Consider the following 24,211-nt stretch of genomic DNA (forward strand, 5'->3'; position numbering starts at 1 on the left):
TCACCGCTCACCGATCTTGCGAAGGGGTCCGCCATGCCGAAGGAGACCGCCGTCTACACGCACGGCCACCACGAGTCCGTGCTGCGCTCCCACACCTGGCGCACCGCCGCCAACTCGGCGGCGTATCTGCTCGGTTCGCTGAAGCCGCACATGAAGATCCTGGACATCGGGTGCGGCCCGGGCACGATCACCGCCGACCTGGCGGCGCTGGTCCCCGAGGGGCACGTCACCGGCGTGGACCAGGCCGCGGGGATCCTCGACCAGGCCCGGGCGACAGCGGCCGAACGCGGCCTGACCAACGTCGACTTCGCGACCGCGGACGTCCACGCACTGGACTACCCGGACGACACGTTCTGCGTCGTGCACGCCCACCAGGTGCTCCAGCACGTCGGCGACCCGGTGCAGGCCCTGCGCGAGATGCGCCGCGTCACCAGGCCCACCGGGTTCATCGCCGTCCGCGATTCGGACTACGCGGCCATGACCTGGTACCCGAACGCGCCGGCCATGGACGACTGGCTGGACCTGTACCGGCGGGTCGCCCGCGCCAACGGCGGCGAACCTGACGCCGGCCGGCGCCTCAAGTCCTGGGCGCTGGAGGCGGGTTTCGCCCCGGCCGACATCAACGCGTCCTCCTCCACCTGGTGTTACTCCGCGCCGGACGAGACCGACTGGTGGAGCGGCCTGTGGGCGGACCGCACCGTCGCCTCCGCGTACGCCGACCGCGCGACGGAGAACGGCCTCGCCACGGCTGGTCGGCTGGAGGAGATCTCCGAGGCGTGGCGGACGTGGGGGAAGCAGCCGGACGCCTGGTTCTCGGTGCTGCACGGCGAGATCCTGTGCCGCAAGAGGGAGGACCAGGGCACGGTTGGGGGCACGGCCGTCACGGCGCTATGTCGTCTCCCGGGGCAGAAGCGGCCCCAGCGGCCCGAGGTCCATGTTGAGGTCCTCGGGCCGCAGGCCGTAACGCTCCCGCAGCTCGGCCATGCGGTCGTCGAGGAGCATCAGGGTGAGCCCGATCCGCTCCTCCTGGTCCTCGCTCAGATCCCCGGTGTCGAAGCGGCGCAGCGCCTGGCGCTCCATCAGCTGGCGCAGCAGCTCGACGACCGTGAGGACGAGCTTCATCAGATCGCGCTCGACGGTGTCGGGGTCGAGCTCGACCCGGTTCCGGTTCCGGTCGTGGTCCGTCACGGTCCATCCTCCCAGGGCGACGGCACTCGGCCATCGACCGAGCTGATGAGTGCGTTCAGGCCGATGCGGACGAGGTCCACGTCCGCAATCCGCAGTGTCACGTCGCCGACCAGGACGACTCCGCCGGCGAGGAGCCGGTCGAGGAGGTCGACGAGGGCGATCTCACGGCGTTCGACGACGGTCATCGACCGGCCTCTTCCTGGCCCGCCGGGCCCTCGTCGGACGGCATCGTGAAGGAGTAGCCGGCCCAGGGGCCCGTGAGCTCCACGCGCATGCCCGGCTCCTCGTCCTTCGTCCGGTCGACCCGTTCGACGAAGTCCTCGGACGCCGAACGGTCCACCAGATAAGCCGAGTTGAGGATGTTGACGCCCGGTACCCGGGAGAGGGCGGGGTTCTGGGGCGGATGCACCCTGGCCGCGGCCGCGTGCCGGGCCAGGTCACCGTGCAGCCGCTCGGCGAACGCCTCCGCGCGCTGCCGTGCACCGTCCTGGGCGTCGCGCCGGGCACGCCTGCTCTGCAGGTACGCGCGGCCGGAGCCCGTTCCCGCGCCGGGCCCCGAGAGCCGTGTCTCCGGCCGTGGCTCCGGTGCCCCGTCCGCGTACACCTTGACGCCCCATTCGACGCGTCCCGCGAGACGGCCGAGGGCCCACCGGAAGCGGCCCTGCTCCTCCTGCATCATCGAGCGGACCCCGCTGTCGTCACGGAAGACGGTGGCGAGTCGCAGCGGGAGGGGGCTGGTGACGGTGGTGAGGGCGGCGACCACCCTCTCGTGGGCGCGGGCCGTGGCCGTGAGCCAGTCCAGGTCCTCCAGGTGCGCGCGCAGCGGACCCTCGGCGAAGTCGGCTTCCGGGACGGCGCCGACCACGGCGGTCAGGTCCTCATGCCGCAGCAGTCGGGGCGGCCTGCCCTCGACGCCGACGAGTTCCGCCTGGAGCGGGGCGTCGAAGGGACGGCAGACGGCATACACGTAACGCAGTTCAGTGCTCATGACGGGGCGCCTCCACTCTCCTTCAGGGGCTCCTGTGTCTCCTCAAGGGCCTGGATTCGCTCCCGCAACTCGGCGTTCTCGCGGGCAAGTTCCTTGCGTCGGGCGCCGGACGAGAGGGCCGGGTCGTCCTCCCACCAGTCGATGCCCATCTCCTTCGCCTTGTCCACGGAGGCGACGACGAGGCGCAGTTTGATGGTGAGCAGCTCGATGTCGAGGAGGTTGATCCTGATGTCGCCGGCGATCACGATGCCCTTGTCCAGGACGCGCTCCAGGATGTCGGCGAGGTTGGCTCCGCCGTCACCGCCGCGATAGGCGTCGGGCAGCCTGCCCGCCGTGGTCATCGGCGGGCCCGGGGAGCTCGGGCCCGCCCGGCTACGCCGTCGGCCCCCTCATCCTGTGCGTCGTCCACCTCTTCGCCTTCCGCCGCGCCCTCCGCTTCGTCCGGCTCTTCGTCGGCGGCTTCGAAGTCGTCTTCGTCAGCGGCTTCGAAGTCGTCCTCTTTGGGGGCTTCGAAGCCGTCCTCGTCGGGGGCCTCGTCGTAGTCGTCCTCGTAATCCGCCCCGTCCGTCCCGTCGTCCGCCTCGGGCTGCCGCGTGTCGGTGAACTCGTCGTCGTAACCGTCTTCGTATCCGTCTTCGTACTCGTCCTCGACGGCGTCCTCGTGGCTGCGGACCACCTCGCCGTCGCGGATCTCCCCGCGCCAGCCGTCGCTCGCCTCACCCCGCAGTGTGACGAAGCGGGCGAAGTTCTTGAGGTCGAGGCGGACCCGGCGGCCCTGGGCCCGCCAGATGTTGCCGGTCCTCTCGAACAGGCCCTTGGGGTGGTACTCGATGAGCAGGAGCACTCGGGTCAGCCGGTCGTCGAGCCGGTGGAACGAGACCACGCCCTGCGTGGTGCCTTTGGCTCCCTCGGACGTCCACGCGATCCGCTCGTCCGGCACCTGGTCGGTCGTGTGCGCCTTCCAACTCCGCGTGGACCAGAACACCTTGAGCTTCCAGTCGGAGGTGACGTCGTCGGCGCGGCGCGCGTTCTTCACGCCCTTCGCGAACGTACTGAACTCCTGGTAGCGGGTCCACTGGTCGTACGCCGTGCGCAGATCGACGCCGACGTCGACGTACTCGATGATGACGGTGGGCCGCCGGCTCGCGCCGCCCCTGCCTCCGCCGAGGTTCTTGAGGGGTTCGAGGACGTTTTCCTCGAAAGTGTGCTTGAGGTTGTCCTTGAGCCGTGCGGCGCCGATCTCGACGGCTCCGCGCACGGGCCCTTTCCCCTCGGCGAGCTTGCGGCCGCCGTCCAGCGCGAGGCGGGCGAGGCCGGGGCTGCTGCCCTCGGCGATGTCGTCCAGTTTGAGCGTCGTCTCGCCCAGCTTGCGGCCCATTCCGATCAGCAGCCGCTGGGCCTGGGCCGTGAGGTACTCCTGCACCTCCGCCTTGAGGTGGTCCGCCGCCTCGCTCCCGGCGAGGCCGCTCAGGGGCGTGGCCCCGGTCGCGGACCGGGCGGTCCGTGTCGGGTCAGCCATCGTCGCGGCCTCCCTTCGACCGTGTGCGCGGTGCGCGCCGGCTCACGGTCCGCGTGGCCGCGGCGGTCTTCTTCGTCGCCGCGCTCTTCGGATCCGTCTTCTTCGCGGCCGACTTCTTGGCCGTGGTCTTCTTGGCCCCCGACTGTTTCGACGACGGCTGTTTCGACGACGCCTTTCCGGCCCCGGCGCGCTGCGCGGGCACCCGGTCCCGGTCGCCCCGGTCACCGTCGTCATCGCGGTCGTCGTCGCGGTCGTCGCCGTCCACGAGGCCGCCCACGTCCGGCGCCACTCCTTCGATCCGATCCCGTACCCCCTCCGTGCGCTGGTGCAGCGCACCCGCGAGCCCTTCCATGCGGCGCTCCACGAGCGCTCCGGTGGCCGCCTTGCCGACCCCGGCGAGGTCCTCCCGCAGCTGGTCGCCGATCTCCTTGAACTGCGGGGAGTCCAGGACACCCAGGGCGTCCTTGAGGCGCAGCCGCTTGCCGGCCACCAGCGTGCCGACAGCGAACGCCAGCTTCATCTTCTTCGTACGCCCGAGGACGTATCCGGCCCCTACCGCGAGGCCGACTGCTGCTCGGTTCATCAGGTCCTTCTCTCACATTCGGTGGTGGCCGGCCTCCAGCCGGTCCAGAAGTTCGTCCTCCAGGCGGTCGAACGTGGTGTCGTCGATCTCGCCCGCCTCCAGCCGCTCCTCGAGCCGGGCGAGGGCCGCCCGGACGGCAGCGGGGTCGTAGTACTGCCGCTCAGCCTCGGTAAGCACCTGTTCCATGACCCAGAGCGAGCCACGGACCGGTGCGAGAGGCAGCAGCAGGACTTCGCCGAGAAGTCCCACGCGCTCACCCCCTCGAATCCGCCGCGGGCTTCGCGGGCCCCGGTTCGACGAAGCTGTACGGGGGCAGCGGGCCGTTGGCCCTGACCTTTACGTGGGAGTGCTTCTCGCCCAGCTCCTTCACGGCGGCGAGGAACCGCTCGACCCGGTCTCGCGGGATCAGGAAGGAGAGGTTGGCCAGCCAGCCGGTGCCGTCGGGCCCCACGCTCACCGCGTCGGCCGCAGGCTCCAGAAGCCGGCGCACCTCGACGGCGTCCGCTTCCTCCCTGGCCTGCACCGCCGCGACCACGGCCTCGCCGAGCCGGAGCTTCTCCTCGTGACTTCCGCCGCCCGCCCGCTTGTTGGCCTCAACGAAGGCGCGGAGTTCCGGGTCGTCGGCCATCACCCGGTGCAGCACGGCCTGTTCGTCGTGCTGGGCCTTGACGTTGTACTCGACCTTGCCGTCCAGGGCGCGCAGCCGTTCGTGGTAGTGGTCGGCGCGCTCACCGAGCACAGCCGCCACGGACGTGTCGTCGGGGGCCAGGCTGCCGAATCGCATCGGCAGGACGGCCCCGGCGGCGCCGGCCTCGGCCAGGACGCTCTGGTGCGCGAGCAGGTCGTGTCGCTTGGGGCGCAGGTCGTCGGGGGAGTCGCTGACGATCGCCGCCAGGCCGCCCTCACGGACGATCCTCACTTCACGCGCCGGTTTGCCGATGCCACCCATGCCGTCGGGCAGCGCGGGATGTTCGCGGCTCGCGATGCCGTAGATGTACGTACTCACTCCTGCGCCTCCTGCTCCTTCTTACGGCTGGACGTGGCGCGGCGCGTGCGCGGACGCTGCTCGCTCCGGCCCTCGTCGCGCGCCTGGCTGAACGCGTCGGAGATGGTCTCCGCCGCTCCGGACAGCGCGCCCTTCGACTTGCCGCGCGCGCCGGACTCGGTGATCTCGCCGACGAGGTCGGGCAGACCCGGGTCGCGGTGCGGACCCGCTTCCAGGTCGAGCCGGTTGCAGGCCTCGGCGAAGCGCAGATAGGTGTCGACACTGGCGACGACGACCCTGACGTCGATCTTCAGGATCTCGATGCCGACGAGGGAGACCCGGACGAAAGCATCGATGACGAGTCCTCGGTCGAGGACGAGTTCGATGACGTCGTACAGGCCGCTCGAGCCGCCACCGCCACCGCTCTGTTGTGCGGGGACAACGGTCATGGAGAACGGTCCTCCTTGTTCCGGGGCCCGGCCACGGACATGGCCAGGCCTGATGTGGCCCTCGGGTTGTGCTCGGGCTCGGGATTTGGCTAGCGATGTGGGCATGGCGGTGCCGTGCGCCTTACAAGTGGTCGCCCTGCGGGGCGCGGGGCACTCGGCCTAGCGGGAGCCGCCCGGCCGGGGGGAGTCGGCCCGTCCGCGTTCGTAGCGGCGGACGCGGCGGTAGCCGACGAGCGTCCCTTGCGAGTCGAGACGCACGTGATAGCTCGCCAGCAGGCTCATGGTGTCGGGGACGCGGGCCACTTCGACGACCTCGATCTCCAACTCCCAGCCGTCCTCCGAGCGTTCGAAGGATGTCACTGACTCCGCCGGCATTCCGGTGAGCTCCGACAGCTGCGCGCTCGCCTCACGCAGGATCTCCGTGGGACCGGGCACGTCCTCCACCTCGCTCAGGTCGTCGTGTGTGTACACGTCGTGGTGGTCTTACTCCCCGAGTTACCGTCCGCACTCGACCCAAACCTCAACTTCCCTCTGGGGAGCGACGTTTGGAAGTTGCTTGGGGGCGGCCCACCCTCCTCCGCAGGAGAGCGCGGACCGCACCCGGCTCCCGACCGATCCCCTGAAACGATCACGCGTCCGCGCGTGGCCAACTACGCTCCCGGCTATGGAGATCCTGGGAACCACGCTGCGTATCTGCGTCGAGGACCTGGAGTCCTCGGTCGCGTTCTACGAACGGCTCGCGGGCAGCCGGGCCCTGCGCTTCGAGCGCGGCGGGGTCTCCGTCGCGGCGGTCGGCTGCTTCCTCCTGATGAGCGGTCCGAAGGAGGAGATCGACGTCCTGCGCAAGGTCGCGGCGACGATCGCCGTCCCGGACGTCGACGAGGCGCACGCCGTCCTCAGCGCGTCCGGCGCACGCGTCCTCGCGGGGCCGGTCCCGACACCCGCGGGCCGCAACCTCATCGCGATGCACCCGGACGGCTCGGTCTTCGAGTACGCCGACCGGCAGGGCCAGGCTTAGCGCGAGGTCGCGGGCCCGTCCCCGTATCCTCGCCCGGGGTACGCGGGAGCTAGGACGGTGGACATGGCGGGCAACGACCACGGCGGCGAGACCCGGGAGGCCGGGGAGGCCGCGAAGAGCGGCGGGGCCCGGCCCCCGCTCGGCTCGCGCGCACGGGACGCGATCCGGGAGCGCATCGTCGACCGGCGCTACCCGCAGGGCTCCCGGCTCGTGGAGCGCGAGGTCGCCGAAGAGCTCCGGATGTCGCGCGTCCCCGTGCGGGAGGCGCTGCGTTCACTCGTCACCGAGGGCCTGCTGGAACTCCTGCCGCACAGCGGGGTGCGCGTACGGCGGCTGGCGCGGGCCGACGTGGAGCATCTCTACGAGGTGTGGGAGCCGCTGGCCGTACAGGCGTCCCGGCTCGCGGCCCGGCGGGTCGCGCGGGCCGCGCCGCAGGAGCTGGAGGGGCTCGGCGCGCTGCGCGGGACGCTGGACGTGGCGGAGCGGGCGGCCGCGGCCGGCGAGGGCGCGCGTGAGGTGGCCGCGCACACCGCGTTCCACGAGGGCATCGTGACTCTGTCCGGGAACCCTCTCCTGGCGCGCACCATGGAACAGCTCGGCTGGCAGCTCCAGCTGCTGTTCGGCCTGCGCGAGGAGCCCGGCCATATGCGGGCGCAGCATGCGGTGATCTTCCGGCACATCGTCGCGGGCGACGAGGAGACGGCTGCCGCGAGCACGCTGCTGCACGTACGCGACAGCCGGTCGGTGGCGCTGCGCTCCCTCTTCGGTGACGAGGGCGATGACGGTCGGAGTGACGGCCGCGGAGACGACCGCGGAGACGACGCCACTTTGTATACCAACGTCGATTAGCTCCTGCTCAGGTTGACCAGAATCCGGGCAGAACATGCAGGTCGGACCCGAGCGGAATCGACCCCTCCTTGCCCGCCCCTCCATCTTGGTATACAAAATGTCGGACCACCCGATCCCTCCCGCCGTCCGCCGAGGAGCCCCGCATGTGCGTCGAGAACTGCCCCCCGCCGTCGAACCGGCTGACCCGCCGAGGCGTACTCGCGGGTGCCGCCGCACTCGCGGGGACCACCGCCGCCCTCGCCGCCGCGCCCGGCGCGTCCGCCGCCGCCCCGATGACCCGCACGGCCGCCGCCCACTCCGGGAACGCCCCTCGCGGCGGTGACCTCGTCATCGACGGCGGCACGCTCCTCGACCCCGCGACGGGCGAGGTCACCGAGGACGCGGTCGTCGTCATCCGTGACGGCGTCGTCCGCGCGGCCGGCAAGCGCAAGAACGTCGACGTGCCCGCCGGCGTCACCGTCCTCGACGCGCAGGGCCGGTGGGTCCTGCCGGGGCTCGTCGACTCGCACATCCACCTGAACACCGCCGCCGAGGCCGCCAGGACCCTCGCGCTCGGCGCCACCACCGCGCGCAGCGGTTCGACGAACTTCTACCAAGACATCGCCGTCCGCGAGCTCTCCCGGCAGGCCCCGGGCCTGGCCCCCAGGCTGCGCGCGTCCGGCGTCTTCGTCACGCCCGACCTCGGCGACACGATCCTCGCGGACCCCGACCTCACCCCGCTCGCCCGCCTCAAGGGCGGCGTCACCTCGACCGAGGCGCTGCGCCGCGTCGTCGAGGTCAATCTGGCCAGGGGTGTCGACACCATCAAGACGCGCGTGAACCCGCGCGCCGGCCTGGCCGAGCAGGACCCTCTGGAGCAGGTCTACAGCCGCGAGCAGCTCTCCACGATCGTCGCCACCGCCCGCCGCGACGGCAAGGACGTGCTGTGCCACAGCTACAGCGAGAAGGGCTGCCACGACGCGGTCATGGCCGGCGTCAAGTCCGTCGAGCACGGCGCGTTCATCAGTGAGCAGACCCTGCACGAGATGCGCCGCCGTGGTACGTACTTCACGCCCACGATGGTCGCGATCGGCGGCATGATCGGCGACTCCGACCCGGTTCTCGACGAGCGCGGCCGCACCTACCTGCCGAAGCTCAAGGCCGCCGCGAAGCTCGCCCACGAGCTGGGTGTGGGCCTGGTGTCCGGCACGGACTCGTCGGGCGGCTCGGTCGAGCCGATCGGCGCCGAGATCGAGATGATGCACTCGGCCGGTCTGTCCGCGCTCGACGCGATCCGCACCGCCACCACCAACGCGGCCCGTCTTCTCGGCTTCGAGGGCAGGGTGGGTCGTCTCGCGCGCGGTTACGCGGGCGACGCGATCCTGCTGTCCGGCAACCCGCTCGCCGACGTGTCGGTGCTGAAGAAGCCGGTGCGCGTCGTGCGTACGGGGGTCGCCGTATGACGGCCACCGTTTTCCGGAACGTACGCCCGCTCGGTGCGACGGAGGCCGTGGACCTCACGGTCGTCGACGGGGTGATCGTCGACGGTCCGGCGCCCGAGGGTGCCGAGGTCGTCGACTGCGGCGGCCGGATCGCGCTGCCGACCCTGGTGGACGCGCACATCCACCCGGACAAGACCGCGTGGGGCGAGCCCTGGGTGTCGCGCAAGCCCGCGTCGGGGATCGCCGAATTCGCCGCAGCGGACGCCGAGTTGTACCGCTCGCAGACCACTCCCCTCAGGGACCGCGCCCAGCGCCTGATGGCGCACGCGGTCACCCGGGGCACCCGGGCGATGCGGGCCCATGTCGATGTCGCGCCCGCTTTCGGCCTTGCCGGTGTCGAGGGTGTCGGCGCCGCGCGTGAGGCGCTGCGGGACGCGGTCGACGTGCAGATCGTCGCGTTCCCTCAGCACGGCGTCCTGCGGGCGCCCGGCACCGCGGAGCTCCTGGAGGAGGCGGCCCGCACCGGTGGCGTCGACCTCGTGGGCGGCATCGACCCGATCGGCTTCGACGAGGCGCTCGACGCCCAGCTCGACCTGGTCTTCGGGATCGCCGACCGGCACGGCGTGGGCGTCGACATCCACCTCCACGACCAGTCCCTCCCCGGCCTGACCGCGGTGCACGCGATCATCGACCGGACCAGGGCGCTGTCCCTCCAGGGCAAGGTCAGCATCAGTCACGCGTTCTGCGTGCCCGGCCTCGAAGGTCTCGAACTCGACCGCATGGGCGCCGAATTGGCGGACGCGGGGATCTCCCTGACGACCGTGGCGCCCTCACGGCCGCTGGTCCTGCCCACACGCCGGCTCCGCGAGCTGGGGGTGCGGGTCGGGCTCGGTTCGGACGGGGTGCGCGACTCGTGGAGCCCGTTCGGCAACGCGGACATGCTGCACCGGGCGCACCTGCTCGCCCGGGCCCAGGGGGCGCGCCTGGACGAGGAGTTGGCCGACGCCTTCCGTGTCGCCGCCGATGACGGCGCCCGCGTCGTCGGCCTCCCCCACCTCGATCTGTCCGCCGGTTCACCGGCCGACTTCTTCCTGGTGCGCGGCGAGTGCCTGCCCCAGGTCGTGGTGGACCTGCCCGCGCGTGACCTGGTGGTCAGGGCGGGCCGGGTCGTGGCCAGGGACGGCGAGCTGCTGCCCTGACCACCCGCGCCGTGCGCGCGCCGGTCAGGACTCCCTGGGCCGCATGCTGAAGTCGTACTGGGCGGGCAGCCGTTCGCCCGGTGCGGCCTGCGCCCACAGCTCGGCGATGGCCTCCGAGCCCTCGCGCAGGTCGGCGACCTCGAAGCCCTCGTCGAACACGGCCCGCGCCGCCTCCTTGTCGCCCTCGGCGATCAGGAGGCGGACCTCGACGAGCCGGAAGCGGCCGCGGGCGCGGGTCGCGGCGTGCAGCCGGTCCCAGACGGCGCGGGCCGGTCCGGGGCGGCCGGCCGCGAGCAGCGCGTCGATGGCCTCGCGGCCGAGCGCCGCGGTGGCCGCCGTCCACGCCTCGCCGTCGTCGCGCCGCTCCTGGCACAGGTCGTCGAAGGCTTCGGCGTAGCGGTCGGCGGCGCGTTCGCGATGACCGGCCTCCTGGTCGGCGACGGCCAGGCAGCGCAGCAACGGCCAGAGGGACGGAGCGAGTGCGAGGCCGCGCTCCCAGCTGCGTACGGCCTGTGCCAGGTCGCCCGCGTGCCATTGGGCGACGCCTAGGTGGTACTCGGTGAGCGGTTGTGCGGGCGCCGTCTCCAGCATGTCCCGCCAGTGCGGCGCGACCAGGGTGGGCCCGGGCGGACCGACGCGGCGCGGCTCGGGGATGGAGCCGGTGCGCAGGAGGTCGAGCCAGGGTGTCTGCGACGGGCCGAGGGTCGACTCGTCGAAGGGGGTGCCCGGGAGCTTGAAGTCGCCGCGCAGCACTTCGAGGGCGCCCCAGCCGGAGCCGGCCGCGAGCGACTCCCCCGGTTCGGTGTCGGCGTGCGGGCGCCAGGCCTCGTAGGCGGCGTCGACATCGGCCCTCGGCAGCGCGGCTTCGAGGCACTCCTCGACCTCACCGCGCGCGGCCGCCCAGTCCTCGGCCGAGTGCACGGCGTCGGGCGCCGCGGACAGCGGTCCGTACGACTCCAGCCACGCGAACTCGCCCTCGGCGTCCAGGCGTACGTGCTCCAGCTGGGTGCGGGCGAGGCCCGCCTGTATCTCGGCGTAGCCGCCCGTGCCCGGCTCGGTCAGCCACTCCTGCCAGCGCCGGCCGCCCGCGCCGTGGCCCCAGAGGAACAGCTTGCGGCCGCGCAGCAGGTCGGTCGAGGTCTGTACGAGTCCGTGGCCGTCGTCGTCGAGCGCGGCGATCCAGCGGCGCTGCCCGTCGGGGACCTCGTAGAAGTAGTCGGCCGGGTATTCGCCGCTGAGGGGGTAGGTCCGGTCCACGCCGTCGAACTCCGGGACGGGGACGCGGCGCAGGCTGCGCTCGTAGCCGAAGTGCCAGGCCTCGTCGGCCGGGGCGAGGACGCGGTGTTCCTCGGGGACTGCGATGTTCGACCACCAGTAGACGGGCGCGGGCCGCTCGTGCGGGTTGCGTATCCGCACGCCCACGTGGAGGAAGTCGGATCCGGCGGGCAGCCACAGGTCCACCTGGAACGGCAGGTCGCGCAGCCGCTCCCACTCCCACAGGCGCAGCATGTCCCCGCCGTCGGGCGCGGTGACGCGGGCGGCGTGCAGGGGTGCGCAGGACAGGGTGGTGTGCCCGGTCGCGCCGATGTTCCACTCGATGCCGCCGGAGAACCACGCGCCGTTGAGCGCGAAGTCGGCGGGCTGGAACACCGGGTTGCGGTAGAGGAGTTCACGCCCGGTGGGCTTGTGGAACATCGAGTGGATGCGGCCGCCGAGGCCGGGCAGGACCGTGACGCGCAGCCGGTCGTTCTCGATCACGAGCGTGTCGAGGGTGAGGGGGGCGCGCTCGCGCCCGTAGCCGTTCTTGAGCCGCTCCGGCAGGACGCTGCGCAGCTTCTCGTAGCCGATCTGGCGGGCCATATCGCGCGGCATGCCCCGCTTGGAGCGGTCGTCGAGTTCGTGGAGTTCGTCGAGGGGCCGCAGCGGCGGCAGCGGGTCGGGGGCGCCCACCGCCACGCCGGGCAGGGTCAGTACGTCGCGTCGAAGGGTCGTCCGCTCGGCCTGCGAGTCCGTCAAAGTCCGCCTCCCGGTTCGCGGGGCCCGCTGTCCGCACGCGGTGTGCCCCGACGACCATGGAACAGGCTCGCCCATGAGCTGACCAGGGGTTCCCCGGGTCAGAATTAAGCAAAGGCGCATTTCGGCCCGCCGGGCTACTCTCCGCGGATGGGAACGCAGCACACCTATAGGGTCATCGTCCGCGGCACATGGGACGGTCTGGCGGACGGCGCGCGCGAGCGGCTGCTCGCCGAGGTCGACGAGCACGGGCTCGCGTCGATGAGGTTCACGCCCGAGGGATCGCTCACGTACGACCGGGTGCTGAAGCACTTCTCGTACCGGTTCGTCGTGGAGTCGGATGCCGAGGACGGCGAGGAGATGGCGGAGGCGCTCGCCGAGGAGCGGGCCGAGGCGTCGCTCAGGGCGCTCGGTGAGGGGTACGGCTTCGGGGCGCTGAAGTCGTCGGCGACGGACATGGACACGATGAAGGTCAACCGGAAGCACCGGGCATCTCGGCCGTGAGCGCCCAGCGCTCGTGGTCGCGCCAGGCGCCGTCCATGAAGATGAAGTCGGGCGAGTAGCCCTCCAGGCGGAACCCGGCACGGCGGGCGAGCGCGATGGACGCCTCGTTGCCCGGCTGGACGTTGATCTCCAGGCGGTGCAGTGCGAGGGGGCCGAAGGCGTACCGGACGACGAGGCCGAGGCCCTCGCTCATGAGGCCCCGGCCCGCCGCGTGCGCGAACGCTCCGTAGCCGAGGGCGCCGCAGCGGAAGCCTCCGCGGACGATGTTGTTGATGTTGATGAAGCCGGCGATGCCACCGCCGGCCCGCTCGTACACCAGGCAGCCGAACCGCGTCGGGTCGTCGATGAGGGCGCCCGCGTAGGCGGCGTAGGTGTCGGCGGCGGTCGGCGGGTAGAGCCAGGGGTGGTGCAGTTCTTCGCTCTCCCGCGCCCGCGCCGTGAACTCGTCGGCGTCCGCGAGGGCGAAGGGACGTATGCCCACGCGGGGGCCTTCAGCGAGGCGGCGGTGGCCGGTGGCAGACATCCCGCCAGCCTACGCGGCGGCCGTGGGACCGGTGCGGGTCCGCCTCACCTGCGCCCGCGGCTGAAGCAGCCGCCGCAGATCGCCCCGATGACGGCGACTGCGCCGAGCGGTGCCCGCGCTCCTGTCGGAGCCCGCCGTGTCCTTGGGCTCATCGGTGAGCCCTTCCGTCGGAACGACGTGCGCCTTCCCCGCCCGGCCTGTGCGGCCGGGCGGGGTTCGCGCCGCGGGGTGTCCCTCCGGGACGGGGCGTGGTGGGCCGTACGGGTGACGGCGCCACCGGCCGGACCCAGGGGCGGGCCTACTGCCCGACGACGGGCAGCTCCAGGACGCCGGTGTCCTCGGGCGCGCTGGTGACGGTGACGGGTTTGATGCCCTTGTTGCCGCCGTACGCGTCGTCGCTCGCCGCGATGACGAACTGGAGCCGGTGCCCCTTCTCGTAGCGGTGGACGATGCCTGGCAGCGACACCGTGAAGGAGCGGGTCACGTCCGGCACGCGGACCGGTGCGACCAGGCGGTGCACGAGTGTCTTGCTGCCGTCGGGCGCGATGTCGTACAGCTTCGCGAAGAGGACGAGCTTGTCGGCGGCGTCGTCCGAGTTCTGGACCCGCTCGGTCCTCGGCGAGACGACCTTGAGGGTGGCCTTCGGGGAGCCCACGACGTCGGTCGTGCGGGTCAGCGGCTCGCTGGTCCAGCCGAGGTAGGTGCCCGCGGTGTCGCGTGGGGCGGGGTCGGGGAGGCCGATCAGGCCGGCGAGGGAGGACTCGGAGTGGCTGGTGGGGATCAGCCAGTTCCGGTACTCGCGGCTGCCGCGCGCGACCTTCGACCGGTTGTCGACGAGCTTGCCGTCGCCGGAGAGGTACAGCTTCCGGCTCAGCGCCGGGACGCTCTGCGCTGTGGCGTAGGTCTGGCCGGGGTCCGTGATCCAGTCGCGGTAGTAGGCGAACGCGGGTCCGGTGTCGACGTCCTTCTTGTGCCGGAGGTAGCGGTCGAACCAGGCGAGAATCCGCTTGCCGACGTACGAGGTCTCCAGGTTGCCCTGCGCGAGGTTGAGTTCACCGCTCGCGGGATCCGTGAGGCCGCCGCTGTGACCCCACGACTGCCAGATCATCTTCGTGGTCGTCCCCTGCGCCTTGAGGGTCCCGTACGTGGCCTGCGCCTCGTTCAGGTTGAAGAGGCTGTCGGACTGGCCCTGCACGAGCAGCGTCGGCGCCTTGACCTGCTTCAGATACGAGACCGGCGAGACGCTGCGCGCGTAGTCGAGCATCGGTCCCGCCTTGTCGGACGGGTAGCGGCCGGAGTTCAGGGTGCTGATCGTCTCGCAGGCGTCGGTGACGAAGTGCAGGCAGGTGAGCTTGTTGATCCGGGACGGGTCGAGGGACGGTTCGAGGAGGGGCTGGCCCTCGCCGATCAGGTAGAAGCCGTTGGTCCACTGCCATTTGAAGGCGCCGGGGACGGAGCGGTCGGCGGCGTTGTTCGGGTCGAGGGAGTACGCCAGGTCGTTCCACGTGATCATCGGGACGAGCGCGTCGACGCGGTGGTCGACCGCCGCGGTGGCCAGCTGGATAGCCCCGCCGTAGGAGCCGCCGATCATGCCGACGCGGGGGTCGCCCTTGCCGTCCTTCGTGACGTAGTCGGCCTTCGTGCCGTCGTCGGCCGCGCGGGTCCCGGCGAGGAAGTCGACGAGTCCGGAGGCCGCGGCGCCGTCGATGCGGGGGTCGTCGAGCGAGACGAGACACCCCGACTTGCCGAACCCGAGCCCGGAGTAGACGAGTCCGACGTAGCCGCGCGCGGCGAAGGCCTTCCCGACGGCGTCGGTCGAGCCGTCGGACTTGCTGCCGCCGAAGCCGTTGGTGGCGAGGACGGCGGGCGCGGTGTGGGCGGCGTCGACGCCCGCCGGACGGTAGAGGTCGGCGTCGACGACGCAGCTGCGGGCGCCGGCCTGGATCGTGAACTTCAGTGCGGTGACCGCGTATTCGCCCGCCTGCTTCGTGTGCGGTGCGGCGTTCGCGGGCGCGGCGAGGGCGAGCGGCGCGGCGACCATGGCGCCGAGTGCGAGGGCCAGCGCCAGTGGAGATCGCGGTCGGGATCGGGGCACGGCACGGGACACGGCTACCTCCACGCTGAGGAAGACCCACCGGCTACCGACCGGTAAGTCTGGGCGTGGTCATGTTGTGACACGTGTCATACACGGGTCAATCACCGCGACGCGTGTTTCTTGACGAAGATTCAGCAACCGAACGATTCAGGCCAGCGCGGGCACATCCAGGGTCAACGTCCTTGCATCCGCGTCGAGTTCACCGGGAATGCCGAACGGGATCGTCAGCGCTCCCTCGCAGTGCCCGAAGCCGAACTCCTCGACGACGGGAACCCCCAGCCCGCCGAGCCGGTCGACGAGCAGCGCGCGCAGCCCGTCGTACGCGTCGCACTCGGCCCAGGACCCGAGCAGGATCCCGGCGACCCCGTCGAGCCAGCCGGCGCGCAGGAGTTGGGTGAGATAGCGGTCGATGCGGTACGTCTCCTCGCCGGTGTCCTCCAGGCACAGCAGCCCGCCCGCGGCCGACGGACGGGCGTGCGGGGCGCCCAGGTCGGCGGCGAGCAGGCAGAGGCAGCCGCCGAGCGTGACGCCGCGCGCGGTGCCGCCCACGAGCGGCCGCCCACCGTCCACAGCCGTGATCGTCCGTACGGTCTCCGGCTCGAAGAGCGTGTCCCTCAAGTGGTCCTGCGCGCGGGCGCTCTTGAGGAAGTCGGCCGCCGCGACCATCGGCCCGTGAAGAGTCGCGAGACCGAGCCGGGCGGCGAACGCCTCGTGCAGCGCCGTGATGTCGCTGTACCCGACGAACACCTTGGGCCCGGCGGCCCGCATCGCGTCCCAGTCGAGCAGGTCGGCCATGCGCTGCGCGCCGTATCCGCCCCGCGCGCACAGGACGGCGTCGACGGACGGATCGCACCAGGCTCGCTGGAGACCGGCGGCGCGCTCGGCGTCATTGCCCGCGAGATAGTCGAACTGCCCATGGACAGAGCGGACTTGGGGTTCGACGACGGGCTCGAGGTCCCAGCCGCGCAGGATGTCGAGACCTGCCGCCAGCCGGTCCTCGGGCACGGGTCCGCTGGGCGCGACGACGGCGACGCGCGCTCCGGGGGCGAGGCGTGCGGGCCGGGTGAGCGGTGTCGGTGACGTCACTTGGACAGCTCCAGTACGGGGATCCCGGTCGGGTTGAGGCCGAACACCTGGGCGTACAGGGAGAGTTCGGACTCCAGGACGCGGATCATGGTGTCCGCGCGCCGGAACCCGTGGCCCTCGCCCTCGAAGGCGATGTACGCGTGCGGGACGCGCCGGCCGTCCAGACGGTCGAGGAACCGCTCGCACTGCGCGGGCGGGCAGATCACGTCGTCGAGGCCCTGGAGCAGCAGGAACGGCGCGGTGAGCCGCTCCGCGTGCTCGGCCGGCGAGCGCTCGACGTACCGCGCGGGCACCTCTGCGAGCGGCCCGACGAGCGACTCCAGGTACTGGGACTCGAAGTCGTGGGTCTCACCGGAGCCCCAGGCCGTGAGGTCGAGGATGGGGTAGAGGATCGTGCCGCAGGCGTAGACGTCGGTGCCGGTCAGGGACGCGGCCGTGGTCCAGCCTCCGGCGCTGCCGCCGCGGATCGCGAGCCGGTCGCGGTCGGCGGTGCCCTCGGCGGCGAGCGCGAGCGCCACGGCGGCGCAGTCCTCCACGTCGACGACGCCCCACTGTTCGCGCAGGCGGTTGCGGTACTCACGGCCGTAGCCGGTGGAGCCGCCGTAGTTGACCTCGGCGACGCCGATGCCGCGCGAGGTGAAGTAGGCGATCTCCAGGTCGAGCACGAGGGGTGAGTGCCCGGTGGGGCCGCCGTGTGCCCATACGACGTAGGGCGGCAGTTCGTCGTCGGGCGCGGCGTGGGTGGGGCTGTGCGGCGGATAGATGTGGGCGTGGATGTCCCTGCCCTCGGGACCCGCGAAGGTGCGGATCTGCGGCTCCGGGTAGTACGCGGGGTCGACGGCGTCACCGTGCGCGGCGCCGACGACGCGCGCCCGGCCGGTACAGGTGTCGAGCTCCACGACCTCGTGGCCGGTGCGCGGGCTGGCGGCGACGCCGACGACGCGGGTGCCGTGCACGGCGAGCGCGGGGCTCCACTCGGTCCAGGGTCCGGCGGCGTCCACGACCTCGCCGGTCGCCGGGTCGAGGACGCCGAGCGCGGTGGCGCCGACGCCGTGGACGACGGCGATCAGGCCGCTCTCCAGCGGGGCGAACCAGCGGTGGCCGATCTTCCAGAGCGGTCCGCCGAACTCCTCCTCGCGCGGGCACAGGGGCCGTGGTACGCCGTCCGGGCCGACGCGGTAGAGGTTCCACCAGCCGCTGCGGTCGCTGGAGTAGACGAGGGCGCCGTCCGGCGCCCACTCCACCTGCGCGACGGACTCGTCGGGCCCGCCGAACGCCGTCCTCGCCCCGCTGAACGTGCCGTCTTCGGACACGTCGGCGACGACCAGCTCCGTGCCGTCCCACGGCATGCGCGGGTGGTCCCAGGCGAGCCAGGCGGCACGGCGGCCGTCGGGCGAGAGGCGAGGGCCCGTGACGAACCGGTGGCGACCGTCGGAGAGTTCGCGCACGGCGCCGCGGTCCTCGGCCGCGCTCCCGTCGAGCGGCACCGCGGCGGCGACGCGGCGCACATCGGCCGGCCCGTCGCCGGTGAACTCCTCCAGGACGCACCACACTTCGCCCCGGTCGAGGTGGATCTGCGGATCGGCCCAGCGCAGCCCGTCCCCCACCGCGGAGACGGGCGTGAGGGGGCGGGGTACGGCGCCGGGGGCGTCGGGCTCGTAGGCGTAGAGGCGCTGGTCCGCAAAGTCGGCGAACACAACAAGCGGCCCGTGCGGGCCCTCGGGGCGTCCGGCCCCGGCCCACGGCTGTCCGCCGTACTCGATGACGCGGCTGCGCACGTTCCACGGCGCGGGCAGCACGGTGTGCTCCGTGCCGCCGGCACGCCGTCTGACCAGGGCCCGCCGGCCGCCCTCGGCGGGGCGGGGCTCGGTCCACCATGCCTCGTCGCCGACGAAGCCGACGTACTCCGGCTTCCCGTCGTGCGCCGCGGCCAGCGCGGCCGTGATCGGCGACGGCCACGATCCGTAACTCTGGATCAGCACCAACTTGTCCACGTCCCCCATGACTTCAGAGGCCCCCATGTTCTCCACGTGTGACGCCATTTCCTAGACCGTCTCCCGAACCCGCTTGCCGAAACCCTCCCGGCGGCGCCTACGCGGACCGCAGGAAGCGGTCGAGCACGCGGACGCCGAAGTGCAGCGCCTCGACCGGGACCCGCTCGTCCACGCCGTGGAAGAGCGCCTGGTAGTCGAATCCCTCGGGGAGCTTCAACGGCGCGAAGCCGTAGCCCGTGATGCCGAGCCGCGAGAACTGCTTGGCGTCGGTGCCGCCCGACATGCAGTACGGCACGACGTGCCCCTCCGGCGCGTACTCCTCCACCGCCGAGCGCATCCTCGCGAACGTCGGGGAGTCGACCGGCGCCTGGAGCGCGACCTCACGGTGCTCGAACTCCCACTCCACATCGGGTCCGGTGAGCCGGTCGAGGGTCTCGCGGAACTCGTCCTCGCCGCCCGGCAGATACCGGCCGTCGATGTGCGCGGTCGCCTCTCCGGGGATGACGTTGATCTTGTACCCGGCGGACAGCATCGTCGGGTTGGCGCTGTTGCGGACGGTCGGCGCGACGAGCGCCGCGGCCGGGCCGAGCTTGGTGAGGAGGTCGTCGGCCGAGAAGTCCGGGGAGTCCACGCCGGCGTCGATGCCGTACAGGGCCGCCAGTTCGGTCAGCGCGGCGGCCACAGTCGGCGTGAGCCGCACCGGCCACTCGTGCTCGCCGATCCGCGCGACGGCGGCGGCGAGCCTGGTGACGGCGTTGGCGTGGTTCACCTTCGAGCCGTGGCCCGCCTTGCCGTGGGCGGTGAGCCGGAGCCAGCCCGTGCCGCGTTCGCCCGCCGCGATCGGGTAGATCTGCTTGCCGTGGCCGTCGTGGAAGGTGAAGGCGCCCGATTCGCTGATGCCCTCGGTGCAGCCCTCGAAGAGACCGGCATGCTGGTCGGCGAGGAAGCCGGAGCCGTCCTCGGCGCTCGCCTCCTCGTCGGCGGTGAAGGCGACGACGATGTCCCGGCGCGGGCGCACACCGGCGCGGGCCCACTGCCGGACGACGGCGAGGATCATCGCGTCCATGTTCTTCATGTCGACGGCGCCACGGCCCCATACGACCCCGTCGCGGATCTCTCCGGAGAACGGGTGCACGCTCCAGTCGGCGGCCTCCGCGGGGACGACGTCGAGGTGGCCGTGGACGAGCATCGCGTCGGCGGACGGGTCCGTGCCGGCGATACGCGCGACGACGTTCGTGCGCCCCTTGGTGCGTTCGAGGAGGGTCGGCTCCAGGCCCGCCTCGGCGAGCTTCGTGGCCGCGTACTCGGCGGCCGGGCGCTCCTGGCAGCCGCCGCCACCGCGGTTGGTGGTGTCGATGCGGATGAGCTCGGACGTGAAGGTCACGACCTCGTCGAGCGCCTGCTCGTCCACCTGAAATGCCTGGTCAGCCATACTGTTCCTCCACCGCGGCCGAGACGATCGTGGTGACCGCCTTGAAGGTGCGGATGCCGTCGTACATGGTGTCGTTCGTGTAGGAGATCCTGCGCTCGCCGGTGCGCCGGACGCCGGGCACCACCGTCGCGGCCATCGACAGATGCTCGGCGTCGAACTCGAGCTCGATGGTGAACTGGCCGCCCTGGACGGGCTCGTGGCGCACGGCGAGTGCCGCCGCCTCCTTCGCCGCGGCCCGGATGTCGGTGGCGGTCCGCTTCGGCGTACGACAGACAGCCGCATACCGGGACACATAGTCCTTGACCGCGACCTTGCGGGCCTCGGGCGCGTAACCGAGCGCGTCGTCGCAGGTGAGGTCGTCGCCGGTGACGAGGACGACGGGTACGCCGTACTCGGCGACGACGTGCGCGTTGAGGAGGCCCTCGCTCGCCCGGACGCCGTTGATCCAGACGCCGGTGATGGAGTTGGCGAGGTACGTGTGGGCGAGGACGCCCTCCGTGCCGGCGCCCGTGTGGTAGCCGATGAACGCGATGCCGTCGACGTCGCCGTGCTGGACGCCCTCGACCATGGAGAGCGTCTTGTGGCGGCCCGTGATCATCTCCGCGCGCTCGTCGAGTTGCTCCAGGAGCAGGTTGCGCATCGACCAGTGGGCCTCGTTGATGAGCACCTCGTCGGCGCCCCCGTCGAAGAAGCCGAGCACGGCGGCGTTGACGTCCGAGGTGAACATGGACCGGCAGCGCTCCCACTGCGGGGTGCCGGGCAGCACGTCTCCCGGCCAGGTCACACCGGTGGCGCCCTCCATGTCGGCGCTGATGAGGATCTTCATGGCGCATCACGGTACGCGTCAGGGAACGCGCAGGCCAGAGCCACCCTGAGAGCCAGAGGTCCAGTCCTCCGAAAGGCGGCGGGCGCCCCTGCGATCAGGGTGATCACAGACGTCAGGAGACGGCCGTGTCCGGGCGCTCCTCGACCTCGTCGGCCTTCATCGCCCTCGTCTCGCTCTTGAGGATCCGCAGCGATTTGCCGAGCGAGCGCGCCGTGTCGGGGAGTTTCTTCGAGCCGAACAGGACGATGACCACGATCGCCACGATGAGCAGGTGCCAGGGCTCCAGACCGTTGCGGAACATTTTCGCCCCACCCTTCGTCTCTTCGGATGAGGTGTGCGCCGGACGGCACCCACCAAGAAGCTTGCTACATTGCGCAACTGTACAACCCCGGATCCGAATGAGGGCGCACCCCATGGCAGGCACCCGTGAGCAGTTGTCACCCGCGCGCCGAGGAAGCAGCGCCAAGTCCGCCGCACGCGCGGCGCGACCGAGGCGCAGCCGCGTGCGCTTCACGCTCGCGATATCCCTGTCCCTGCTCGTCCTGCTGACCGGCGGCGTGGGCTGGGTGTACCTCAAACTCGGCGGCGACATCAACACGTTCAGCTCGGACGGGATATCCGGCGACCGCCCGGACGCCGACGCGTCGAAGGGTGAGAACGTCCTCGTCATCGGCTCCGACGCACGCACCGGCGGCAACGAGGCGCTGGGCGGCGGTGACAAGGGCGACATCGGCCGCTCGGACACGGCGTTCCTGCTGCACGTCTACGCCGACCATCGCAACGCCGTCGCGGTGTCCGTCCCGCGCGACACCCTCGTCACGATCCCGCCCTGCAAACTGCCCGACGGCAGCTGGACCAGGACGCGGCCCGACACGATGTTCAACGCGGCGTACTCGACCGGCGAGACCGCCCGGGGCAACCCCGCCTGCACGCAGAACACGGTGGAGAAGCTGACGGGCCTGCGCGTCGACCACACCGTCGTCGTGGACTTCAAGGGCTTCGCCGCCCTGACCGACGTCGTCGGCGGAGTGAAGGTGTGCCTCCCCCAGCCCATCCACCAGCGCGACCTCAACCCCCATCGCACGACCCCGGGCAAGCTCCTGTTCCCGCGCGGCGAGCAGAGCGTCTCCGGACAGAAGGCCCTCGACTACGTCCGCCTGCGGCACGGCATCGGCGACGGCTCCGACATCGGCCGCATCAAACGGCAACAGGCCTTCGTCGGCAGCCTCATCAAGAAGGTCAAGAGCGACGGTCTGACACCCACGAAGCTCCTGCCGCTCGCGAACGCGGCCACCCGGTCGATGACCGTCGACCCCGGCCTCGGCTCCGCCGACAAGCTCCTCTCCTTCGCGATGTCCCTCAAGAACATCGACCTGCACAACACCAAGTTCGTCACCATCCCCTGGCGCTACGAGGGAAGCCGCGTCGCGGTCGTCGAACCGGACGCCGACGCCCTGTGGGCATCACTCAGGGACGACCGGACCATCGACGGAAAGGACGCCAGCGGCAAGAAGGGCGCCCGGTCGAGCGCCTCCCCCGTGCCGTCCGCCGCGCCGAGTCCGGGAGACGGCATCCGCGTCACCGTCTACAACGGAACGAACGTCATGGGACTGGCCGCCCAGGCCGCGCGCACTCTCGAGGGCGACGGGTTCACCGTCACGGGCACGGCGACGGCGTCCACCCAGGACCAGGCCACCACGCTGATCCAGTACGGCCCCGGCGAGAAGGCGCGAGCGGGCACGCTCGCCCAGCGGTTCCCGGGCGCACGCCTGGAAGAGACCTCGACCGCGGGCATCAAGGCGATTCTCGGGCAGGACTACGCGGACCATCCGTCGGCCGCCGCCACGGCATCGCCGGAACCCACCGCCGTACCGTCCGAGGTCTCCGACGACGCCCGCTCCGCCGACGACAACCTGTGCTCGAACCTGTCCTACGGCTGACCTGGTGCAACCGACCGGGACCGTATCGCGTCTTCACCTCTGTCTGTACAGTTGCGCAAATTCGCAACGCACAAGCGCAGCCAGAAACACAGGCACAAGGCACCACACATCACCGAGGGGAACGACGCACACGTGGGCATCATCAGCTGGATCATCCTCGGCCTCGCCGCCGGAGTCATCGCCAAGGTCCTGCTCCCCGGCCGCGACCCGGGCGGCATGATCGGCACGACCCTCATCGGCGTCGCCGGCGCGTTCGTCGGCGGCTGGATCTCGTCGCGGTTCTTCGACCGCCCCATCGAGAACCAGTTCTTCGACGGGCCCACCTGGATCGCGGCCATCGGCGGCTCGCTCGTCCTGCTCATCGGCTACCGCCTCCTCTTCGGCAACTCGCGCGACTGACGGGCGGGTCGATCCCTCATGGGCCCCGGCCCGCCGGCGTCACCGTCCGGGCCGGTGCGCCTCACGAGCGTCCCTCCCCGTACGGCGCGCGCCGCCGGTGAGGTGCTGCTCCACGACGAGAGCGGCGCGCTCGTCGGCCAGGTCCGCTTCCGGCTGTGCGCGCCGTGCCGCACGGGCCGGCTCCTCGGCATCTGGATCCTGGAGTCACGCCGTCAGGAGGGGCTCGGCCGGCGCGCGGTGCGGGTCGCGCTGGCCCAGGGCCACGGCCACCGCTGGAACACCACGCTCCAGACCCGGCCCGGCCGCGGCTTCTTCCTCGCGGTCACCGCACACGAAGGCGTCCCGCTCCGGCACGGCAGGCCGCTCTGCCCGCATCTCCTGGGCCCCTTCGGCAGCGCCCTTGGGCGCCTGGGCCTGCGGCGGCTAGTGTGCCCGCCCCACGACGAGCCATCGTGACGGGAGCTCGATGCGGGTGCCGTCGGGTGTGTACTCGGTGGTGGTGAGCGGGAGCTCGCCGCTCGCCAGCACATCGAGGCCCGCGGTGTGCACGTAGCCGGGGACCGCCGCGTCGGACACCTCGCCGGGCGCGATGCCGTGCGCGAAGACCGGTGCCAGCTTCGCGGGCGGGCCCGTGGGGCTCTGCGCGAGAGACATCAGGACGGGCCGGGCGGCCTCGGCGAGCTCCACGACGAAGGCCCGGCCGCGCTCGCCGACGAGCGCCGCGATGCCGTCGACCAGCGACTGGCGGTCTTCGGACTCGCACTGGTGCAGCACGCCCCGCATGTACACGTTCGCATCGCCGAGTTCGGCGTGCAGCCGGTGTGCCTCGGTCTGCTCGGTGGCGTCGAGCTGCCGGAAGTCGGCCCGGCCCGCGGGGTCGGCGTGCCGGGCGTGGTCGAGCGCGGCGACGGAGAGGTCGGCGCCGAGGACACGCGGGTAGCGGTCGGCGAGGAAGCGGGTCTGGGTGCCGTTCCCGCAGCCGAGGTCCACGACGGGCAGGCCCTTCGCCAAGTGCGGCTCGAACAGGGCGAGATGGACACCGGCGGTGAGGTCGGGCTCGGCGTCCCAGAAGACCCCGCCGGGTTCGCCGGGAGCCTCGCGCCAGAAACTCTCCCAGGCGTCCTTGTACCGACTCGTCACGCTCATCTGCATCTCCCGGGGTGCGGTGGCACGGCAAGATCGGTCTACCGCGCCCCGGGC

26 protein-coding genes and 2 pseudogenes are annotated in these 24,211 nt (G+C 71.8%); 9 read left to right on the forward strand and 19 right to left on the reverse strand.

Features of this window, described 5'->3' with window-relative positions:
• Positions 1-33 precede the first annotated feature (33 nt).
• Positions 34-846, forward strand: a pseudogene (locus OG456_RS06635) (class I SAM-dependent methyltransferase); the annotation flags it as partial.
• Positions 847-888: 42 nt separating this feature from the next.
• Here the strand turns inward: OG456_RS06635 and OG456_RS06640 are convergent.
• The 10 genes from OG456_RS06640 to OG456_RS06685 form a co-directional block, all read right to left on the reverse strand.
• Positions 889-1,122 (reverse strand): gas vesicle protein K, encoded by a 234-nt coding sequence (locus OG456_RS06640; RefSeq protein WP_266569094.1) that lies wholly within the window; start codon positions 1,120-1,122, stop codon positions 889-891.
• A 62-nt stretch (positions 1,123-1,184) separates the two neighbouring features.
• Entirely contained in the window at positions 1,185-1,373 is a 189-nt protein-coding gene (locus OG456_RS06645; protein WP_266558155.1) for a gas vesicle protein, read from the reverse strand.
• Positions 1,370-2,176 (reverse strand): GvpL/GvpF family gas vesicle protein, encoded by an 807-nt coding sequence (locus OG456_RS06650; protein WP_266558157.1) that lies wholly within the window; start codon positions 2,174-2,176, stop codon positions 1,370-1,372. The genes OG456_RS06645 and OG456_RS06650 overlap by 4 nt, the downstream gene beginning before the upstream one ends.
• Positions 2,173-2,517 (reverse strand): gas vesicle protein, encoded by a 345-nt coding sequence (locus OG456_RS06655; protein WP_266558159.1) that lies wholly within the window; start codon positions 2,515-2,517, stop codon positions 2,173-2,175. The genes OG456_RS06650 and OG456_RS06655 overlap by 4 nt, the downstream gene beginning before the upstream one ends.
• Positions 2,514-3,695, reverse strand: a complete 1,182-nt coding sequence (locus OG456_RS06660) for an SRPBCC family protein (protein ID WP_266558161.1) — start codon at positions 3,693-3,695, stop codon at positions 2,514-2,516. The genes OG456_RS06655 and OG456_RS06660 overlap by 4 nt, the downstream gene beginning before the upstream one ends.
• Positions 3,688-4,278, reverse strand: coding sequence for a DNA primase (locus tag OG456_RS06665; RefSeq protein WP_266558163.1), 591 nt, complete (start codon positions 4,276-4,278; stop codon positions 3,688-3,690). The genes OG456_RS06660 and OG456_RS06665 overlap by 8 nt, the downstream gene beginning before the upstream one ends.
• A gap of 12 nt (positions 4,279-4,290) precedes the next feature.
• Positions 4,291-4,527 carry a gas vesicle protein GvpG gene (locus tag OG456_RS06670; RefSeq protein ID WP_266558165.1) on the reverse strand — a complete coding sequence of 79 codons (237 nt, stop codon included), beginning with the start codon at positions 4,525-4,527 and terminating at the stop codon, positions 4,291-4,293.
• Positions 4,528-4,531: 4 nt separating this feature from the next.
• Complete coding sequence (locus OG456_RS06675; protein WP_266558167.1) at positions 4,532-5,284, reverse strand: GvpL/GvpF family gas vesicle protein; 753 nt, start codon at positions 5,282-5,284, stop codon at positions 4,532-4,534.
• On the reverse strand, positions 5,281-5,712 hold the full coding sequence (locus OG456_RS06680; RefSeq protein WP_266558169.1) for a gas vesicle structural protein GvpA: 432 nt from the start codon (positions 5,710-5,712) through the stop codon (positions 5,281-5,283). The genes OG456_RS06675 and OG456_RS06680 overlap by 4 nt, the downstream gene beginning before the upstream one ends.
• Positions 5,713-5,871: 159 nt before the next feature.
• Positions 5,872-6,183 carry a gas vesicle protein gene (locus OG456_RS06685; protein ID WP_266558171.1) on the reverse strand — a complete coding sequence of 104 codons (312 nt, stop codon included), beginning with the start codon at positions 6,181-6,183 and terminating at the stop codon, positions 5,872-5,874.
• Between the two features lie 193 nt (positions 6,184-6,376).
• Between OG456_RS06685 and OG456_RS06690 the strand changes: the two genes are divergently transcribed.
• From OG456_RS06690 to OG456_RS06705, 4 genes are all read left to right on the forward strand, one after another.
• A complete protein-coding gene (locus OG456_RS06690; protein WP_266558173.1) occupies positions 6,377-6,730 on the forward strand; it encodes a VOC family protein in 354 nt (117 codons plus the stop codon).
• 63 nt (positions 6,731-6,793) lie between these two features.
• Positions 6,794-7,579, forward strand: coding sequence for a GntR family transcriptional regulator (locus OG456_RS06695; protein WP_266558175.1), 786 nt, complete (start codon positions 6,794-6,796; stop codon positions 7,577-7,579).
• Positions 7,580-7,722: 143 nt separating this feature from the next.
• Positions 7,723-9,021, forward strand: a complete 1,299-nt coding sequence (locus tag OG456_RS06700) for an amidohydrolase family protein (RefSeq protein ID WP_266558177.1) — start codon at positions 7,723-7,725, stop codon at positions 9,019-9,021.
• Positions 9,018-10,199, forward strand: a complete 1,182-nt coding sequence (locus OG456_RS06705) for an amidohydrolase (RefSeq protein WP_266558179.1) — start codon at positions 9,018-9,020, stop codon at positions 10,197-10,199. The genes OG456_RS06700 and OG456_RS06705 overlap by 4 nt, the downstream gene beginning before the upstream one ends.
• Before the next feature lie 24 nt (positions 10,200-10,223).
• Here the strand turns inward: OG456_RS06705 and OG456_RS06710 are convergent, their stop codons facing one another.
• Complete coding sequence (locus tag OG456_RS06710; RefSeq protein ID WP_266558181.1) at positions 10,224-12,215, reverse strand: DUF5107 domain-containing protein; 1,992 nt, start codon at positions 12,213-12,215, stop codon at positions 10,224-10,226.
• A gap of 147 nt (positions 12,216-12,362) precedes the next feature.
• Here OG456_RS06710 and OG456_RS06715 point away from each other — a divergent pair, with 147 nt between their 5' ends.
• A complete protein-coding gene (locus OG456_RS06715) occupies positions 12,363-12,716 on the forward strand; it encodes a DUF6204 family protein (protein WP_116507928.1) in 354 nt (117 codons plus the stop codon).
• On the opposite strand, the gene OG456_RS06720 is transcribed toward OG456_RS06715, so the two are convergent.
• The 7 genes and pseudogenes from OG456_RS06720 to tatA all read right to left on the reverse strand — a co-directional run.
• Entirely contained in the window at positions 12,685-13,239 is a 555-nt protein-coding gene (locus OG456_RS06720) for a GNAT family N-acetyltransferase (RefSeq protein WP_266558187.1), read from the reverse strand. The genes OG456_RS06715 and OG456_RS06720 overlap by 32 nt on opposite strands.
• 298 nt (positions 13,240-13,537) lie before the next feature.
• Complete coding sequence (locus OG456_RS06725) at positions 13,538-15,280, reverse strand: CocE/NonD family hydrolase (RefSeq protein ID WP_266569095.1); 1,743 nt, start codon at positions 15,278-15,280, stop codon at positions 13,538-13,540.
• Positions 15,281-15,481: 201 nt separating this feature from the next.
• Positions 15,482-16,420 (reverse strand): LD-carboxypeptidase, encoded by a 939-nt coding sequence (locus tag OG456_RS06730; RefSeq protein WP_266558189.1) that lies wholly within the window; start codon positions 16,418-16,420, stop codon positions 15,482-15,484.
• Positions 16,417-18,423, reverse strand: a complete 2,007-nt coding sequence (locus OG456_RS06735) for a prolyl oligopeptidase family serine peptidase (protein ID WP_266569096.1) — start codon at positions 18,421-18,423, stop codon at positions 16,417-16,419. Before OG456_RS06735 ends, OG456_RS06730 begins: the two co-directional genes overlap by 4 nt.
• A gap of 88 nt (positions 18,424-18,511) precedes the next feature.
• Complete coding sequence (locus OG456_RS06740; RefSeq protein WP_266558191.1) at positions 18,512-19,846, reverse strand: M20/M25/M40 family metallo-hydrolase; 1,335 nt, start codon at positions 19,844-19,846, stop codon at positions 18,512-18,514.
• Entirely contained in the window at positions 19,839-20,672 is an 834-nt protein-coding gene (locus OG456_RS06745) for a M55 family metallopeptidase (RefSeq protein WP_266558193.1), read from the reverse strand. Before OG456_RS06745 ends, OG456_RS06740 begins: the two co-directional genes overlap by 8 nt.
• A 130-nt stretch (positions 20,673-20,802) precedes the next feature.
• Positions 20,803-20,973 (reverse strand): annotated as a pseudogene (tatA, locus tag OG456_RS06750) (Sec-independent protein translocase subunit TatA); the annotation flags it as partial.
• A 112-nt stretch (positions 20,974-21,085) separates the two neighbouring features.
• Between tatA and OG456_RS06755 the strand changes: the two are divergent.
• The 3 genes from OG456_RS06755 (at position 21,086) to OG456_RS06765 (ending at position 23,467) form a co-directional block, all read left to right on the forward strand.
• A complete protein-coding gene (locus tag OG456_RS06755) occupies positions 21,086-22,612 on the forward strand; it encodes an LCP family protein (protein WP_266558197.1) in 1,527 nt (508 codons plus the stop codon).
• 132 nt (positions 22,613-22,744) lie between these two features.
• On the forward strand, positions 22,745-23,011 hold the full coding sequence (locus OG456_RS06760; RefSeq protein WP_266558199.1) for a GlsB/YeaQ/YmgE family stress response membrane protein: 267 nt from the start codon (positions 22,745-22,747) through the stop codon (positions 23,009-23,011).
• A gap of 54 nt (positions 23,012-23,065) precedes the next feature.
• The gene (locus tag OG456_RS06765; protein WP_266558201.1) at positions 23,066-23,467 is read left to right on the forward strand and encodes a GNAT family N-acetyltransferase; all 402 of its coding nucleotides are present in this window, start codon (positions 23,066-23,068) and stop codon (positions 23,465-23,467) included.
• Here the strand turns inward: OG456_RS06765 and OG456_RS06770 are convergent.
• Positions 23,435-24,157: a class I SAM-dependent methyltransferase gene (locus OG456_RS06770; RefSeq protein WP_266558203.1), complete on the reverse strand. Its 723-nt coding sequence runs from the start codon at positions 24,155-24,157 to the stop codon at positions 23,435-23,437. The two genes, OG456_RS06765 and OG456_RS06770, sit on opposite strands and share 33 nt — an antisense overlap.
• Positions 24,158-24,211 lie beyond the last annotated feature (54 nt).

This window comes from Streptomyces sp. NBC_01446, from assembly GCF_026340095.1.
In the GTDB taxonomy this organism is placed as follows: domain Bacteria; phylum Actinomycetota; class Actinomycetes; order Streptomycetales; family Streptomycetaceae; genus Streptomyces; species Streptomyces aureus.